The 14,245-nt window shown below is 69.6% G+C and carries 6 protein-coding genes; 2 read left to right on the top strand and 4 right to left on the bottom strand.

Annotation, left to right across the window (positions count from 1 at the left end):
- The first annotated feature begins 28 nt into the window (after positions 1–28).
- Together OG309_RS31575 and OG309_RS31570 are read left to right on the top strand one after the other, a co-directional pair.
- The gene (locus OG309_RS31575; protein WP_329428648.1) at positions 29–7,819 is read left to right on the top strand and encodes a ricin-type beta-trefoil lectin domain protein; all 7,791 of its coding nucleotides are present in this window, start codon (positions 29–31) and stop codon (positions 7,817–7,819) included.
- A 27-nt stretch (positions 7,820–7,846) separates the two neighbouring features.
- On the top strand, positions 7,847–8,527 hold the full coding sequence (locus OG309_RS31570; RefSeq protein WP_329426062.1) for a hypothetical protein: 681 nt from the start codon (positions 7,847–7,849) through the stop codon (positions 8,525–8,527).
- Between the two features lie 76 nt (positions 8,528–8,603).
- On the opposite strand, the gene OG309_RS31565 is transcribed toward OG309_RS31570, so the two are convergent.
- The 4 genes from OG309_RS31565 to OG309_RS31550 all read right to left on the bottom strand — a co-directional run bounded on the left by OG309_RS31565 (position 8,604) and on the right by OG309_RS31550 (position 13,751).
- The gene (locus OG309_RS31565; RefSeq protein WP_329426060.1) at positions 8,604–9,875 is read right to left on the bottom strand and encodes a serine hydrolase domain-containing protein; all 1,272 of its coding nucleotides are present in this window, start codon (positions 9,873–9,875) and stop codon (positions 8,604–8,606) included.
- 170 nt (positions 9,876–10,045) lie between these two features.
- A complete protein-coding gene (locus OG309_RS31560) occupies positions 10,046–10,948 on the bottom strand; it encodes a geranyl diphosphate 2-C-methyltransferase (RefSeq protein WP_443067604.1) in 903 nt (300 codons plus the stop codon).
- Between the two features lie 8 nt (positions 10,949–10,956).
- A complete protein-coding gene (locus OG309_RS31555; protein ID WP_329426058.1) occupies positions 10,957–12,195 on the bottom strand; it encodes a family 2 encapsulin nanocompartment cargo protein terpene cyclase in 1,239 nt (412 codons plus the stop codon).
- A 140-nt stretch (positions 12,196–12,335) separates the two neighbouring features.
- Positions 12,336–13,751, bottom strand: a complete 1,416-nt coding sequence (locus OG309_RS31550) for a family 2B encapsulin nanocompartment shell protein (RefSeq protein WP_329426057.1) — start codon at positions 13,749–13,751, stop codon at positions 12,336–12,338.
- Positions 13,752–14,245 lie beyond the last annotated feature (494 nt).

Raw genomic sequence — 14,245 nt, 5'->3', positions numbered from 1 at the left:
GCAGGCCCTGGCCATCCCCGGCCCGGGCATGAGCCGTGAGGAGACGACCTCCCAGGTCGACCTGCCGGACATACCCAAGAGCACGCAGCTCGAGGGCGACGCGACGGCGCAGAAGGACCTGACCCTCGCGCCCGAGACCGTGATCCCGCAGTACACGGCGAAGGACACGGCGGCCTGGGCCTCCGGCACGGGCAACGCGACTCTCTCGTCGACCAGTACGCCTGGTGACACCGTTCCGGTCACGAACAACCTGCCGATCGCCATCGGTGTGCCCGAGGGCGGCGACGCGACGGCGCTCGCGGGCGACTGGCAGGTCGGCCTGGCACCGGCGACCACCTCGCAGGACGCGGGCGTCTCCGGTCTGGTCATGAAGGTGACCCCGCCGGCGACCGCCGACCCGGCCGCCGAGGTGGCCCTCACCGTCGACACGAGCGGCTTCAAGGACCTCTACGGCCCGCAGGCCGCCGAGCGCTTCGGTCTGATGCTGCTGCCCGAGTGCGTCTACTCCTCCCCGACCACGGGCGACTGCGCCGACGACGGCGGCACGACCCCGATGTCCGGCAAGGACGACTCCGGCGCCTTCAAGCGGCTGAGCTCCGAGGCGGAGACCGTCCCCGCGAAGGACGCGCCGACCCACTCGAAGGCCGCGCCGAACGCCAAGACCCGCAGCATCGTCACGGGCACCATCCCCGTCTCCAGCCTGCTGGGCGAGGGCTTCACCTCCTCGCAGACGAAGGCCTCGTACCGCGACGGCGTGCAGCCGGTCGCGAACGCGGCCGGCGGCAGCGCGGTCGGCATGCTCGACACCGGTTCCTCGGCGCAGGGTGACTTCACGGCCTCGCCGCTGCTGTCCTCCGGCTCCTGGTCGGCGGGCTCCTCCTCCGGTGCCTTCACCTACGGCTACCAGGTCCAGGTCCCGGAGACCGCCGGCGGCCTGATGCCGAAGGTCAACCTCTCCTACTCCTCGCAGTCCGTCGACGGCCGTACCTCGTCGTCGAACAACCAGGCCTCCTGGATCGGCGACGGCTGGGACTACAACGCGGGCTCCATCACCCGCACGTACGTCAACTGCCGCCAGGACTCGAAGAAGACCGGTGCGAACAACAAGACGCACCGCACCGCGGACCTGTGCTGGGGCTCGGAGAACGCCACCCTCTCACTGGGCGGCATGACGACCGAGCTCGTCTGGGACGACACCAAGGGCAAGTGGTTCACGGCCAACGGCGACGGTTCGACCGTCCAGCAGGTCAAGGGCCAGGCCACGGGCAACGGCGCGAAGGACGGTGAGTACTGGGTCGTCACCACCAAGGACGGCATCCGCTACCACTTCGGCCTGAACAAGCTGCCGGGCTGGTCCGACAACGGCACCGCCGCCGACGACCCGACCACGGACTCCGTCCTGACGGTCCCGGTCTACGGCAACCACGCCGGTGAGCCCTGCTACAAGGGCTCCACCACCGAGGACTGGAAGAACTCCTCCTGCACGCAGGGCTGGCGCTGGGGCCTCGACTACGTCGAGGACGTCCACGGCAACGCCATGTCGCTGTGGTGGAAGAAGGACCAGAACTACTACGCCAAGAACTTCAACTTCAAGGCGCCGGTCATCTACGACCGCGACGGCTACCTGTCGCACATCTACTACGGCCAGCGCAAGGACTCGATCTTCTCCGCGACGGCCCCGGCCCGCATCGGCTTCACCGTCGCCGAGCGCTGCTACGAAGTAGGGGGTGTGGCCTGCACCGAGGACAACTTCAAGTCGAAGGACCCGGGCCAGTACCGGCCCTGGTTCGACACCCCGGCCGACCTGCGCTGTGAGTCCGGCAAGAAGTGCTGGAACGCGGGCCCGTCCTTCTGGACGCGCAAGCGCCTGGACAAGATCACGACCTCGGCCCAGCGCCGCACCGACACCACGGCCCGCCAGGTCGTGGACGAGTACCAGCTCAAGCAGTCCTTCGCGTCGCTGAAGACCGGCCCGAACACGGCCCTGTGGCTGGAGTCCGTCCAGCGCACGGGCTACGCGCGCAACGGCTCCACCGACGCCAGCGTCAGCCTGAACGCGGTCCGCTTCGAGCCGAACGCCGAGGACATGCCGAACCGCGTCCTCGCGGTCAACCCGCAGCGCCCCGGCTTCTCCCGCCTGCGCATCGCGCGCGTCATCAACGAGTACGGCGGCGAGACCTACGTCACCTACAAGCCCATCGAGGGCGAGTGCAAGACCGGGCCGCTGCCCGGCAAGGCCGACACCGCGGCCCTGAAGTCGAACGACCGCCTGTGCTACCCGGTCTACTGGAACCCGGACCCGGAGTTCGAGGACATCGACTGGTTCCACAAGTACGCGGTCGAGTCGATCGAGGAACTGCCGAACATCGAGGGCTCGTACGCCACGAGGACGGCGTACCAGTACAAGAACCCGGCCTGGAAGTTCGCCGACGGCGAGTTCAGCAAGAAGTCCACGCGCACCTACTCGCAGTTCGCGGGCTTCGAGCAGACCACGGTGCTCACCGGTTCCGAGGACCCGGCGATCCACAGCAGGCAGTCCAAGGCCGTCACCCGCTACTTCCGCGGGCTGGGCGACACGGTGTCCGTCAAGGACATCACCGGCGCCGAGATAGCCAAGGACAGGCAGCCCTTCGCCGGCCGCGTCGCCGAGGAGCTCACGTACACCAACGCGACCGACGCCGACACCGACTGGCTCACCCGCAGCGTCACGGTCCCCGAGGCCACCGAGCTGGCCAAGCGTGACCGCGACGACGGCCTCGAGCCGCTGCGGGCGTGGCGGGTCACGGCGCCCGAGGAGTTCGCGTACACGAAGTCCTCGGGTACCAACGAGGACGATCCGCGCACCCTGCGCTCGGTCCGCACCCTGACGACGTACGACCCGACGTACGGTCTGCCGACGCAGGTCGAGTCGTTCGGCGACACGACCAAGCCCGGCGACGAGACCTGCACCAAGCTGGAGTACCTGCACCACCCGGGCAAGAACCTCATCGGTCTGTCCAAGCAGGTCCTCGTCTCGCCCGGCACCTGCGCCAACGCCAACTTCGCCGATCTGAAGACGCTGACCAGCGCCAACCGCACGGCGTACGACGGCACGGCCTACGGCACCGCGCTCGCCGACACCACCCGTGGCCTGGCCACCGAGTCCTGGTCCCTCAACGGCGACGGCACCGGCTTCCAGACCAACGGCACCACCGGCTTCGACGCCGTCGGCCGGGTGGTCCGGCAGACCGACCCCGCGCAGAAGTCCGCCACGATCACCTACGACCCGCCCACGGGTCAGGTCTTCAAGGTGACCGAGAAGAACGCGCTCCTGCACGAGCAGACCCGCGAGCTGGAGCCCGGTCGCGCCGTCACGCTGAAGACGACCGACCCCAACGGCAACGTGAGCGAGGCGAAGTTCGACCCGCTGGGCCGTCTCGCCGAGGCCTGGTCCCCGGGCCGCACGCCGACGACGGGCGCCGTGCCGGACTTCCGCGCGGTCTACACGATCCCCGCGGAGGAGAACGACCCGGAGGACCCGAACAAGAAGATCCGCAAGCCTCCGTTCGTCACGACGTACGCGCGTGGCTACGAGGACCGGGTCGAGACCTCGGTGACGCTGTACGACGGCCTCGGCCGCGAGCGGCAGGCGCTGGAGGAGGCCGACAACGACGCCGGCTGGCTCGTCACCGACACCCTCTACAACAGCTCCGGCGAGGTCTGGCAGACCAACAACTCCTACCTCACCAAGGACGCCAAGCCCGGCGAGCTCTTCACCCCGCTCGCCGACACCGCCATCCCGAACATCACCCGATACTCCTACGACGGCCTCGGCCGCGTGGTGCAGGAGACCCCGTACCTCAAGAAGGTCAACGCGGCCGGTGAGGCCTCGTCCGAACCCTTCGAGGAGCGGGCCACGAAGTACGAGTACGGCCAGGACTGGTCGAAGGTCATCCAGCCGCAGGGCGCCTCGTCCTACCAGGTCTTCACCGACGCCCTGGGCCGCACCGTCCGGACGGACACGTTCAACCCGGCCGCACCCAACGGCCGCACGTCGATGTCGTACGACTACGACACGCGCGGCCTGATGGTGAAGGCCACCAGCTCGGCCGACAAGGCCCACCCGTGGTCCTGGACCTACGACCGGCGCAGCCGTCTGGAGACGGCGACCGACCCGGACTCCGGCACGACGCGTAACACGTACGACAGTCTCGGCCGGCCGCTGACGAGCACCAACGCCGTCGGCACCAAGGTCTGGAACAGCTACGACGAGCTGTCGCGGCCGAAGCAGCAGCGCCTGAACGACGCCAACGGCACCGTTCTCGCCGACTACACGTACGACACCGTCCCGGGCGGCAAGGGCATGCCCGCCACCGCCACCCGCTGGACGGACGGCCTGGCGTACACGCAGAAGGTCAACGGCTACACCGAGGACTACGACCCGACCTCCACCACGCTGTCCCTCCCGCAGTCGATCGTCGACACGTGGGGTCTGAAGAAGGACTACACCTACGGGTACTCCTACTCGGACACGGGCGCGCTGGAAGAGGCGCAGGTCCCCGCCATCGGCAAGCTGGACGCCGAGAAGCTGGTCGTCCGCTACAACAAGGACGGCAACGCCCTCTCACTGTCCGGCAAGGACTGGTACGGCGCCGAGACCACGTACTCGCCGTACGGCCAGGTGCTCCGTTCCACCCTCGGCTCGCAGCCGTACCGCGTGTGGACGCAGAACTCGTACGACGAGGGCAGCGGCGCGCTCCAGGAGCAGGCCGTGTACCGGGAGAAGAACGACCCCGGCCTGGTCAGCGGCAACCTGGTGTCGAACCGCGGCTACACCTACGACCCGGCCGGCAACGTCACCTCGATCCAGGAGAAGTCCGTCGGGATCGAGGAGCGCCAGTGCTTCTCCTACGACCCGCTGGGTCAGCTGAAGTCGGCCTGGACCTCCAAGGACCAGACGGCCTGCTCCACCCCGAAGAACACCGACGGCACGCTCAACGTGGCCGCCGGCAAGGACAACTCCGGCTACTGGCAGGAGTACGAGTACGACCTTCTCGGCAACCGCACCAAGCTGACCGAGAACGACCTGACCGGCGACACCACCAAGAACGCCGTCACCACCTACGCCTACGGCAAGAACGTCGCCAAGGACCAGCCGCACACGCTGACCAAGGTGTCGAAGACCTACAAGACCCCCGCGGGGGCGCAGGTCACGGCCGAGGCCACGCGTCTGTACGAGCTGACCGGCGACACCAAGTCGATCACCTCGATCCAGAACGGTGACAAGCAGGACCTGAGCTGGACCTACGACGGCAAGATCGACCGGATCACCGGTCAGGGCTCGGGCGGCAAGACCCCGTACGTGGGCCTCGGCCAGAAGTGCCTCGACCTCAAGTCCGGCCTCGCGAGCGCCGGCAACGCCGTCCAGCTCTACCAGTGCAACGCCACGGTGGCGCAGGCCTGGCACTTCGACCCGGTCCCCGGCCAGGCCGACGCCAACCTCGGCACCATGGAGGTCTACGACACCTGGTGCCTCCAGCCGACCGGCAACACGGCGGGTTCGGCGGTCCAGCTGCAGAAGTGCGGCACGACCACCGCGGCCGCGACCGCGCAGCAGCTCAAGCGCAACGCGTCCGGGCAGCTGACCCACGTCGCCTCCGGCCTGTGCCTCGCGGTGCAGGGCGCGGCGAACGTGAACGGCACCGCCATCGTGCTCGCCACCTGTGACGCGGCCCAGGCCGCCCAGCAGTGGCTGGCGCAGAACGACACCCGTCACATCTACGGCCCCGACGGCAACCGTCTGCTCACCATCAAGGGCAAGCAGGCCACGCTGACCCTGGGCGACTCCGAGGTCACCGTCCAGCAGGGCGGCATCCTGGTCCAGACGCAGCGCACGTACTCCGTCCCCGGCGGTGCGGTCATGCGCTACGCCAACGGCACCGGCGGGGAGACCCTGCTCGCCCAGACCGCCGACCACCAGGGCAGCGCGTACACCGAGGTCGGCCTCTACAGCGGCATGCCGGTCCGGATCCGCAAGCAGGACCCGTACGGCAACCAGCGCGGCGCCGACACCGCGGGCCAGAACATCCAGAACCACCGTGGGTTCCTCGGCAAGGCGCGTGACGACGCCTCCGGCTTCCAGCCGCTGGGCGCCCGTCTGTACGACCCGGCGGTCGGACGCTTCCTCTCCGTCGACCCGGTGCTCGACCTGAACGACCCGTTGCAGTCCAACGGGTACGGCTACGCGCACAACAACCCGGTGACGTTCGCCGACCCCACCGGTCTGTCGATCAGCCTGACCGCTACCGAGCGGGCCGCGGCCCTCGCGGGCGCGGGTCTGTCGGCGGCGCAGGTCGCGGAGGCCGAGGCGATGCAGGGCAAGTCCCTGACGTCCGTGATCCTCGCGGTCGCGTGGGAGACGCTGAAGGACTTCATCGGCATCAACGACGCCATGGCCTGCTTCGGCGGTGACATGTGGTCGTGCGGCAGCCTCATCATCGGGGCCATCCCGTGGTCGAAGCTGGGCAAGATCCCGTCGGTCCTGAAGGCGGTCAACCGCACCATCGACGCCATCCAGGCGTTCAAGGCCGCGAAGAAGGCGGCCGAGATCGTCCTGAAGGCGGCCAAGGCCGCCGAGGAAGCAGCCTTGAAGGCCAAGACACTGGCCATCGAGAAGGCGAAGAAGGAGGCCGCTCAGAGAGCGCAGAAGAAGGCCGCCGAGCAAGCCAAGAGAACGGCCGACAAGGCGGTCCAGCAGACGAAGAAGACCGGTAACCCGGTCCACAAGCAGGCCCAGGCCAAGTCGGCTCCCAAGGCGTCCTCGCAGTCCAACAAGGGCGGTGGCAAGGCCGGCGGCGGCAGCAAGGTCAACACCAGCAAGCCCGGTGGCTCCTCCGGTGGCTCCTCCCGTGGCAAGGGCGGCACCAGCGGCGGCGGCGGCTCGGGCAAGGCCGACTCCCAGCGCAGCGGAAGCGGTGGCGGCGGAGGCTGCAACAGCTTCGTGCCGGGCACCAAGGTGCTGATGGCCGACGGCTCCACCAAGCCGATCGACCAGGTCAAGGCCGGCGACAAGGTCCTCGCGACCGACGAGAAGACCGGGGAGACCCGGGTCGAGACGGTCACGGCGGAGATCAAGGGCCAGGGCCTCAAGAAGCTGGTCAAGGTCACGATCGACGTCGACGGCGCCAAGGGCACGAAGACGGCCATGGTCACCGCGACCGACGGCCACCCCTTCTGGGTCCCCGAGCTCGGCGAGTGGATCAAGGCGACCGATCTCCGGACCGGTCAGTGGCTCCAGACGAGCAAGGGCACCTACGTCCAGATCGCGTCCGTCCGGCGCTGGACCGCGCAGGCCGCGACCGTCTACAACCTGACGGTCTCCGACGTCCACACCTACTACGCGCTCGCGGGTGCGACGCCGGTCCTGGTCCACAACGACGGCGGCCAGGAGCCGCACGTCTGCGAGATCACCGGCGACCCGTCGGACGAGCTGCTCGACTACGCCGACGAGCACGAGGGCCAGACCAACGTGGTGGCCCAGGTCTTCACGGCCGATGGTGAGCACTTCGCCCTCGGCATGAGCATGAACCGCTCGATCTCGGGCCTCACCCCGAACGTGCGGACCGCGGTGCAGCTGCAGGAGCACCACGGCGGTTGCGGAGAGATCGGCGCCCTGTGCGAACTCGAGCGGCGCGGACTGCCGATCGGAGGCGCAAGGTCACAGGCCGTCGACGTCCATGGCGGATCCGACGATTACGAATGGGAGCGCCATGGCGCTCACCGGGAGATGTGCCCCTCCTGTAGGAAGCTCTTCACCTACCTGCTGACCGTCAATCACTAGCCCGCCACCCCGGAAAGGAAAGCCCGCGTGAAACCGACAGCCGAGTCCGTCCGGTTCCTCAACGAGGAGGTACGTGCCCCTCGTGGTCTTCGCGAGCTCGACTCGATCGACTTCCCGTCCGAGACGGGAGCCCTGATCGACGTGCTCACACAGGAGTGGGAGGGCTGCGTCCTTCCCTGCTACGGGGGGAACTACCACGGATGGAACCGGCTCTCGGTCTCCGCGGGCGGCTGGACCTCCTCCCCTTCGGGGGACGAGTTCGTGCGCATCGCCGGCAACCACGGCCTTCCCTGCGCGATCGTGCTGCGGCGCGACGGCAGGGTCGGGGTCTCCTGGAACGGTGAGTACACGGACATGTTCGCCGGCTTCACGGAGTTCGTGGAGACGGTGGCCCTGTGGTCGACGCTACGGGGCTGGACGGTCCTGACGGGCTTCGGCCTCCGGTACGACGACGCCGTGGAGTTCGTCTCCAGGGGAAGGACCCGCCCGGTGACGGGCGGGAGCCTCACCCGATGGACGCGCTTCGACGACGCGGTCGTCCTGGAGGAGCCGTTCCTGACCGGCGACCCGGACCGCCCGCCGCGGGTTCATCTCGTGGTGGCGGACCCGGCGCCGCTCGTCGGATCCGACCTCGTCGGATCCCTGCCGCGTCCGATGATCTCGACCGTCGGGCAGGAGTTCCCCGAACTCCCGGCCCGATGGGTCTGAGACCCGTCCTGGAAGCCCCGCCGAATCACTTCGGCGGGGCTTCCCGCGTCTCCGGCCTCGGTCGGCCCGGCGTGTGTCAGTGCCGCTCGGCCAGATCACGCTCCGCCGCGTACCCCGTGGCCCCCTGCACCGCGCGCCCCGCGCCGCCCGCCGCCCGCGTGGACGGCGCGGCCGTCTTCGCCGTGGTCGGCTTCTTCCCGCAGAAGGCCGACTCCAGGACCCCGCCCAGCGCCGTGTTCGCCGCGCCGTGGTTGGACGTGTTCGCCACCGCCGACAGGCTCCTGCGGCCGTCGCGGGTGGAGAAGGCGTACGTGTAGTAGCCCTGGACCGTGCCGGTGTGGCCGTAGACCTGGGTGCCGCAGGTCAGGTCGTAGCGGCGCAGGCCCAGGCCGTAGAAGCGGGTGTTCGTGGTGTCGGTCGGGGTCACCGTCGTCATCGCGTCCAGCATCGGCGCGGAGAGGAGGCGGCCGCGCATGAGGGCGCTGGTGAAGGTGTTCAGGTCGGCCGGGGTCGAGATGATCGCGCCGGCGGACTGCGCCCAGGAGACCGTCTGCTCCGTCGAGTCGACGAGCGGCGCGCCCTCCGCGTCGGGGTGCAGGTAACCGTTGACGTGCAGGCCCTTGATGGCGGTGTCCGGGTGGACGTACGAGGTGCCGCGCAGGCCGAGGGGCTTGAAGATGCGGCGCTCGTACGCGTCCGCCACCGGCCGGCCGGTCAGCTCCTCGATGAGCATGCCGACGACCACGAAGTTGGTGTTCGAGTAGGAGTACGCGGCGCCCGGCTCGCCGGTGCGCGGCTCGGCGAGGGAGAGGGCGACGAGGTCGCGGTAGCCGAAGACCTTGTTCCGTACCGCTTCGAAGCCCGGCACGGTGTCGTTGAACATGGCGTTCGTGTAGTCGGAGAGGCCGCTGCGGTGGGTGAGCAGGTGGCGGACCGTGATGCGGGTGTCGGGGAGCAGCCCGGGCAGGTAGCGGTCGACCGGCGCGTCCAGTTCGAGGCGGCCCTCCTGGACGAGCTGGAGGAGCACCACCGTCGAGAAGGTCTTGCTGACGCTGCCGATGCGGAAGCGCGCGTGGATGTCCATGGGCGCGCCCGAGACGCGGTCACGGACGCCGGCGGTCCGGGTGCGGACGCCGTCGGGGGCGGTGTAACGGGCCATCGCGCCGGGCGCGCCGTTGGCCATCGCGGAGTTCAGGGCGGCGGTCACGCCGTCCATGTCGGGCGCGGGGGCCGAGGCGGGGGCCGGTGCCGGTGCGGGGGCGGCCTGGGCCCCCGGGGCGACGGCTCCGACGAGGGCGGCGATCAGGGTGGCGCTCAGCGCCAGGCGTCGGCGGGACGGCAGGGACACGGTGGTTCCTCGGCTTCTTGCTCGTGCTCGATCGGTACGGCGGGCCGCGGTCGTCGGTCGAACGCGGCCACCATGGATCATGAGTGCCGGAGCGGGGGAACGGTTCCTGACACGCCCGGCCGGTCGGTCGGGACCCGTCCGGTGACGGGCCCCGGGGGCCGTCCGGTGCGTCAGACCCGGTCGGCCGCGATCAGCACGTACTGGAAGGAGCCGTCCTTATACGAGTTGATGAACGCCTCCTCGATGCCCGTGACCAGGGACGACGTGGCGCGCAGCTCCCAGTACGGCAGGGTCTCGGGGGTGAGGTCGATGACCGCCTGCGGGACGAGGCGGTTGTCGGCCATGGCCTTCAGGTACTCGCGGCGGGAGTGGATGTTGCACTCGAAGTGGGCGTTGATCTGGGAGACCCACTTCGAGGGCTGGCCGTAGCGCGGGTTCCAGCAGCCGGTGATGGTGACGTAGCGGCCGCCGACCTTGAGGAAGCGGGAGTGCTCGGCGAAGAGGTCGTCCAGGTCGACGTACATGCTCGACTCGTTGTTCCACGAGGCGGCGATGCTGCCCTTCTCGAAGGGGGTGTCGAGCATGTTGCACACCTGGGCGTGGACGTGGCTCTCGATGCCCAGTTCCTTGGCGCGCTTGTTGCCGAACTCGGCCTGCGCGGCGGAGAGGGTGACGCCCTCGACCTTGCAGCCGAAGCGCTGGTGGGCCATGACGCTCGAACCGCCGCGGCCGCAGCCGGCGTCGACGAGGGTGTCCTCGCTGCCGATGGGCCCCAGGTGATCGAGGAGGAGCTCGGCCTGGGCCGACTCCAGGCGGTGCAGCTCGGCGATCAGCTTCTTCTCGTAAGCGCTGTCCTCGACGTCGCCGAGGGCGGCCCGGTCGATGTCGCCGATGCCGTAGTGGTGGTGGTAAAGGCCGTCGACATCGCCCAGCTTCAGGTTGACCGGCCGGGCCTCCGCGTCCCAGTAACGCGCGATGTCACCCTGGTACGGCGAGGCCGGGGAGGGGACGAACGCCGCGGAGGAGGTGCTGTCGAGGGTGGTGAACTCGGTGCTGGTCACGGATGAATCCATTCTCTCGATTACCAGAAGTCGGGAAGGCTGTATCGATAGGTGTTGGTCTGGTGCCAGTAGTGGTTGCCGTCGACCCACACGGCCACCCCGCGCAGGAAGCGCAGCACGGACGGCAGGGGGCAGGCGGCGGCCAGCTGGGCGCTCTCGGCCTCGAAGGCGCGCATCAGGTCGTTGTGGACCTCGATGGCCTTCAGGTAGGCGTCCTTCTCGGAGAGGCCCTCGCGCTCGGCGATCACCACGGGCAGGTTCAGATGCCTGCCGGGGCTCGCCAGCTCCTTGGTGTAGGAGTAGAGGTCGTTGACGATGGTGCTGGCGTTCCCGGCGAGCGCGAGCACCCGCTGCATGGCGGGCTGGGCATGCAGGTCGGCCGGCAGCTCGTAGCCGCCGACGGTGTCGGTGATGGTGGGGCAGGGACGGAAGTTGTTGAACTGGCGCATCGCCAGGTACTCCCACACCTCGGGCATGTGGTCCGTCTCGGCCCAGGCCCCCTCCGCGAGGTATCCCAGGTGCAGCCGGGCCATGTCGTGCCGGAACCGGTCGGCCTGGGAGGGGGTGGACCGGCCGACGAAGTACTCCATGGCGGAGCGGTACGCGCGCCGCGGGGCGTCCGAGCCGAGCGACTCGGCCCACGCCGTCTGGTACTCGGCCGGCATGTGCAGCGGGTCCAGGGCGGTGTGCGCGAGCAGCAGGCGCCCGCCGAGGCCGACGGGCGAGCCGCCGTGGTTCTCGCAGTACATGTCGTCGACGGCGTTCTCGGCGACCATCAGGCGCGTGGCGAGCATCAGGTGCTCGACGGTGGGCGCGTCCGGGTGGCAGGCGACCATGTAGCGCCCGACGGAGAAGCCGTCGAACTCGCCCTCCCAGTCGTCGGGGAACAGTTCGACCTCGTCGACGGCCCAGTCCTTGATGCGGCGGCTGACCTCCGCCACCCGCACCGGATCGGGCTCCGGCACCGGGTGGTAGTAGAGGCCGGGGATGTGCAGCGCGTCCACCGGCGCCGACGGCTCGGACGGTGCGGGTGGTGCGGGAGCCTCCGGCGGCTCCGGCACCGCGGCCGGCTCCGGGCGACGCGCCAGGGACAGTGTGCTCGTGCCGAGACCGCTGGGCCCGCGCAGGATCCGGTCGATGGGCGAGAGCCCAGCGGGTGGAGGGGCGGGAGGAGAGGCGGGAGGAGGGGCGGGAGGAGAGGTGGGAGGAGGGGCGGGGAGGGAGACGGGGGGAAGGGGGGAAAGCCCGGGGTCGGGCATCCGTGGCTCCTTGCTGAGGTGAGTGGGCTGTCCCCGGCTCCCGGACATGCTCGCCCGGCCCGGGAAGGTCCGGGCCGGGTCGCGGACGTCGGACGGAACCTGTGGTCGCGCCCTGCGGTCGCGCGCTTCCTTCGCGCCGCTCAGTCGCGGCGGCGGGCGATCTGGACGTTCTCCAGCACACCCAGCGCGTCGGGCACCAGGACGGCGGCCGAGTAGTAGGTGGTCACCAGGTACGAGATGATCGCCTGATCGCTGATGCCCATGAACCGCACGGACAGGCCCGGCTCGTACTCCTCCGGCAGGCCGGTCTGGCGCAGGCCGATGACGCCCTGGTTGTCCTCGCCGGTACGCATGGCGATGATCGAGCTGGTGTTGTCCTTGCTGATCGGGATCTTGCTGCAGGGCAGGATCGGCACCCCGCGCCAGGCCGGGACCGCCTGTCCGCCGAGGTCGACGTGGTCCGGGTAGAGACCGCGGGCGTTGAACTCGCGGCCGATCGCCGCGATCGTGCGCGGGTGGGCGAGGAAGAGCCGGGTCCCGCGGCGGCGGCAGAGCAGCTCGTCCATGTCGTCCGGGGTGGGCGGTCCGGAGTGGGTCTGGATGCGCTGCTTGAAGTCGGCGTTGTGGAGCAGGCCGAACTCGCGGTTGTTGATCAGCTCGTACTCCTGGCGCTCGCGCAGCGCCTCGATGGTGAGCCTGAGCTGTTCCTCGGTCTGGTTCATCGGCCCGTTGTAGAGGTCGGCGACCCTCGTGTGGACCTTCAGCACGGTCTGGGCGACGGAGAGCTCGTACTCGCGCGGCTTCAGCTCGTAGTCGACGAAGGCGCCGGGCAGGTCGTACTCGCCGACGTGGCCCGCCGACATCGCGATCTCGGCTTCGCCGTGCTTGTTCTGCCGCTGGAGCGGGAGGGAGCTGAACTCCTGGATGTGGGCCTGGAGGCTCGGCGCCGAGGAGAGCACGGAGGCGAAGTCGGCCCGGGAGAGCGTGAGCAGGGTGCCGGAGGTCTCCGCGGTCGCGGTGTAGTCCCACTTGGCGTCCGCGTCCAGGAGGGCGTTCTCGCCGAAGGGCTCGCCGTCCGCGAGGACCGCGACGGAGATCTCGTCGCCGTACTTGCCGGCGGAGGTCTGGCTGATCCGGCCGTGGGCGATCAGGTGGATCTTGTCGGCGGGCGCGCCCCGCTCGACCAGCACCTCGCCGGTGCGGAACTCACGCTGCTCGCAGCGGTCGGCCAGGGCGGTCAGGACGTCCACGTCGTCGAAGTCCCGCAGCAGGGCGAGTTCGCCGAGCTCCCGGGGGATCACCCGGACGGTGGCGCCGTCCTGGACGAACTCGATGCGCCCGTCGCCGACGGTGTAGCTCAGCCGGCGGTTCACCCGGTAGGCGCCGCCCTTGGTCTCGACCCAGGGAAGCATCCGCAGCAGCCAGCGGGAGGTGATCTCCTGCATCTGCGGGGCGGACTTGGTCGTGGTGGCGAGGTTGCGGGCAGCCGCGGTGCTCAGGCTGGACTGCGGCCGGGATGGCTCCAGCTGGGCTTCCGCGCCGGTGTCAACGGTCATCGGGCGAGCTCTCCTTCACGAAGGCGGCGATCTGCGCATTCCTGTACAGATCACCGGAAGAGGGGAACAGTGGTGGAAATCTCTGGGAATCGCCCCAGATCCCGGGGAACAGTAACGGCCTGGGAGACCGGCTCACCTCGTCGGACCGGGGGCATTACCTCGAAGCGGTGATCTTGTTGCGTGCGGGGTTTATTCGCGTGAACGACGACATTCCGGCCATCGCGCGAGAGGGGCCGCGCACAAACCCGCGGCATAGTCCGGAGAACACCGCAAGGCGCACGGAGGCAAAGGCGCCGGATCCGGCCAGGGAGCGCACACGCATGCTTCACCCCACTCGAATGGCCGTGCTGTGGACCGGAGTTGCGGAAGAAGGCGTACGAGAGGCGCACCGCGCCGTCCGTGCGGCACCCTCGCCCGGGCCGCCGCGACGCCCACCGTTCCCCTCTCGTGCGGACATCCGCGGCGTCTCCGCGGCGTCTCCGCGCGCGCATACG

The organism is Streptomyces sp. NBC_01268 (genome assembly GCF_036240795.1).
Classification (GTDB): Bacteria; Actinomycetota; Actinomycetes; order Streptomycetales; family Streptomycetaceae; genus Streptomyces.
This window is presented reverse-complemented; position numbering and strand designations above follow the sequence as displayed.